Genomic DNA, 3,136 nt, shown 5'->3' on the forward strand with positions numbered 1-3,136 from the left:
TGGCGGCGGCGGCGCGCGCCACGGGCGGCGGACCTGACGGCGCGGCCCGGCGGGTCAGGGGCGCAGGCCGGCGAGGGTCAGGGTGACCAGGCGGGCCACCGCGTCGTCGGTGTCCAGGCGTGCTCGCGGCGGCGAGGGCGTGCAGGCAGTAGGCGGCCAGCTCGCCGGTGGGGATGTCGTCGCGGACGGCGCCGGCGTCAGCGGCGGTGGTGAGCAGCTCGGCGATGAAGGTGGACAGCTGCTGGTGCGCGCTGTCGACGTGTGGGCCGCGGTGCAGCATCGCGGCGAGGTCGCCGCCGTGGCGGTGTCGCGACATCCGGGCGTAGGTGTGCAGGACCGTGTGCAGTCGCGTCACCGGGTCGGCGGCGCTGTCGGCGATCTCGACGAGGTGGGTCAGGTGTCGGGTGACCTGCCGTTCGTGCCAGGCGATCAGGATCGTCTGGACGTCGGGAAAGTACTTGTAGAGGGTGGCTCGGCCGATGCCGGTGACCTCGGCGACGCGCGACATGGTCACCCCGGTCAGCCCGTGTTCGGCCACCAACGCCGCGGTGGCGTCGAGGGTCGCGTCACGCACCGCGGCCCGGTGCGCCTCGATCGTGTCGTTCCACAGCTTCGGCACCCCGGCATCATACATACCGACACCTCCGCAACAGTATGGCTTGACAGTTACACATTGTCTCGATAAAGCTGGCCGGGCGTACGGGTAGCAGGTCGGCGTGACGGGAGAAGTGGATGACGGGGCAGCCGCAGGAGCCCGGATCGTCGGGTGTGCCGCGCTGGGTGAAGGCCTTCGGGATCATCCTGGTGGCGCTCCTGGCGTTGTTCGCGATCGCGCAGCTCACCGGCGTCGCCGGCGAGCACGGCCCGGGCGGCACTCCCCGGCCGGCGCCTCGGCGTCCTCGACCGTGCTGGTGGCCATGGTCGGCTTGTTGCGCAGGAACCGGGCCCGCCCGCGGGACAGGTCGTGGCCGACCGCGACCGCCTCCAACTCGTAGAGGGTGCGGTGGTTGCCCGCGTCGTCGGTCCAGTCGCGGGTGTAGAGGCGGCCGGCCACCACCACCGGGTCGCCGACCATCACCGAGGCGGCCACCCCCTCGGCCAGCTTGCGCCAGCAGTTGACCCGGACGCGGAGGCTGTTGCCGTCCACCCACCGGCCGCTGTCCCGGTCGAGCCGGCGGGCGGTCGAGGCGACCTTGAAGTTGGCGACCAGGGTGTTGCTCTGCGTGGTACGGCGCCACTCGGGGGCCGTCAAAACATTGCCGACGATCGTGACGTAGGTATCGAACATCGTCCCCTCCCAGGGGTTCCAGGGCCTGCCGTGGCGAGTCGACTCGGTGCCGAGCCTGGCCGGGTCGGCGCCGCGCCGGGAGCGGACCGGTCCGGCCTGTGGACGATCAGACCGCCTGTGGACAAGAACCTGATCAAGGGCCCGGTCTGGTAGGGCCGAGCGGCCCTGGGTGCCCGCACCGGGTGTGACCAGGATCGGAAGGCGAGGTCACCCGGCGTGGGAACGGCTCCGGCTGGGTATGGATTTGATCAACCGAGAGCCAGCACGGCACGAGGTTCGATGAGAAAGGTCAGTGACGATGATTCTCAGCTCGCGTACCACCGGCCCCGTCCGCACCGAGCGGGAGGTGCGGCGATGAGCGCGGTGACCAACCCGGCGACCGTTGCCGAGTGCCTGCGCGTCGGCGCCGGCTTCTCCCAGGGCGACCGGAACTGGATCGTCCAGGAGTTCGCGACCCTGGACGCGCGGCTGGCCGCGTTCCACGCCGACGCCACCGAGCTGGAGGTGTCGGTCAAGGACCGCGAGGCGCGCGGGCAGAAGGTCACGCTGGAGTGCTGGATCGCCGGTCGGCAGAAGATCGTCACCACCTCCAACGAGGAGGACCTGCGCGCGGCGCTGCACGACGCCCGCGACGACCTGCGCCGGCGGCTCAACGACGCCAAGACGCGGCAGGAGCCGCGGCACAACAAGCACATCCGGGAGATCGGCCAGCCCGGCCCCGACCAGGTGGCCGACGCCGACCTCGGACGGGTCGACGCCGAGACGGCCTGAGTCACGCCTCGACCGTCCCCGTCCGGCCGGTGCGATCGGGCGGGGACGGCGACGGGGGGCTACCGCCCGGTAGCTTCCGGGCGTACCGTCGCCTTCGTGGAACCGGACGTGCTGGGGCCGCCGTACGAGCGGCAGACGATCGACCTGGGCACCGACGACGAGGGACCGGTGGTCGCCACCCTGGTCCGGCGGCGTGCCGAGCGCCCCACCGGGCGGGCCGTGCTCTACGTGCACGGCTTCGTCGACTACTTCTTCCAGACCCACGTCGCTGACTTCTTCGCCGAGCGCGGCTGGGACTTCTACGCGCTCGACCTGCGCAAGTACGGTCGCAGCCTGCTGTCGCACCAGACCCCGAACTTCTGCCGCGACCTCGGCGACTACTTTCCCGAGCTGGACGCCGCCGCGAAGATCATCCGCGAGGACGACGGGCACGACACCCTGCTCGCCATGGGTCACTCCACCGGCGGCCTGATCCTCTCGCTCTGGGCGCACGCCCGACGCGACGCCGGCCTGGTCGACGGGCTCTTCCTGAACAGCCCGTTCTTCGACATCAACGCCCCCTGGCTGGTCCGTCGACCCCTCGCGGCCGCCGTCTCCCGGCTGGGCCGCAGCGCGCCGCAGCGCATCCTCCCCTTCGGCCTGGGCACCGTGTACGGCGAGAGCCTGCATGCCGAGCACCGCGGCGAGTGGACGTACGACCTGGCCTGGAAGCCGCTCGCCGGGTTCCCCGTCCGGGCCGGCTGGATCAACGCCATCCGCACCGCCCAGCGGCAGCTGCGTGCCGGGCTGGAGATCCCGGTGCCCGTGCTGCTGGCCTGCTCGACCCGCAGCTTCAAGGGCACCAAGTGGCACGACAACGCGGCCCTGGCCGACGCCGTCCTGGACGTCGAGCACATGGTGCGCTGGGCGCCCCGGCTCGGTCACCACGTCACCCTGGCCCGCTTCGACGGCGGCATGCACGACCTGACGCTCTCCGGCCCCGCCGTACGCGAGAAGGTCTTCGCCGAGGTCGGGCGGTGGGCCGAGGCGTTCCTCGGCGCGGGCCCGACGACGCCGGCCCCGACCCGGGCGGCCCCG

3 protein-coding genes and 1 pseudogene are annotated in these 3,136 nt (G+C 72.0%); 2 read left to right on the forward strand and 2 right to left on the reverse strand.

All coding sequences use genetic code 11. From position 1 onward, the window contains the following. Together JNW89_RS32550 and ssb are read right to left on the reverse strand one after the other, a co-directional pair. On the reverse strand, nt 1-619 hold a 619-nt coding region (locus tag JNW89_RS32550), incomplete at its 3' end, for a TetR/AcrR family transcriptional regulator (protein WP_238451968.1). Nucleotides 620-892: 273 nt separating this feature from the next. Then, nucleotides 893-1,288: pseudogene (gene ssb / locus JNW89_RS32555) on the reverse strand (single-stranded DNA-binding protein); the annotation flags it as partial. 354 nt (nt 1,289-1,642) lie between these two features. On the opposite strand from ssb, the gene JNW89_RS32560 reads away from it, so the two are divergent. Both JNW89_RS32560 and JNW89_RS32565 read left to right on the forward strand, forming a co-directional pair. Then, nucleotides 1,643-2,059: an HPF/RaiA family ribosome-associated protein gene (locus JNW89_RS32560; RefSeq protein ID WP_238451969.1), complete on the forward strand. Its 417-nt coding sequence runs from the start codon at nt 1,643-1,645 to the stop codon at nt 2,057-2,059. 96 nt (nt 2,060-2,155) lie between these two features. After that, nucleotides 2,156-3,136: alpha/beta hydrolase (locus JNW89_RS32565; protein ID WP_238451970.1), on the forward strand; the 981-nt coding region annotated here is incomplete at its 3' end.

The sequence above is a fragment of the Micromonospora sp. 4G55 genome, assembly GCF_016803375.1.